We start from the raw sequence: 234 nt of genomic DNA, 5'->3' as shown, positions 1-234 counted from the left end.
TTAGACAGTCATGGTGGTGCAACTGCTTCCGATGTATGTTCTTCAGTAACATGGTCGCATAACTTCACTGCTTTAAGTGATGGCTGTGGAAATTCAGGAAGTGCTCTGGTAACATTTACTGCTACTGATTCTTGTGGTAACCCAAGTACTACTTCAGCAACATTTACAATTCAGGATACAACTAATCCGGTAATTTCAGTGCAGGCTTCTGATATGACAGTTGAATGCGACGGT

1 protein-coding gene is annotated in these 234 nt (G+C 41.9%); it reads left to right on the top strand.

The genetic code is table 11. The features are described 5' to 3' along the window. Positions 1-234, top strand: a 234-nt coding sequence (locus LZZ90_RS14045) for a hypothetical protein (RefSeq protein WP_237791332.1), incomplete at both ends; no start/stop codon positions are given.

The organism is Flavobacterium sp. SM15 (assembly GCF_022012335.1).
Classification (GTDB): domain Bacteria; phylum Bacteroidota; class Bacteroidia; order Flavobacteriales; family Flavobacteriaceae; genus Flavobacterium.
Note: the sequence above shows the minus strand (reverse complement) of the source record. Positions and strands in the feature narration are given on the sequence as shown.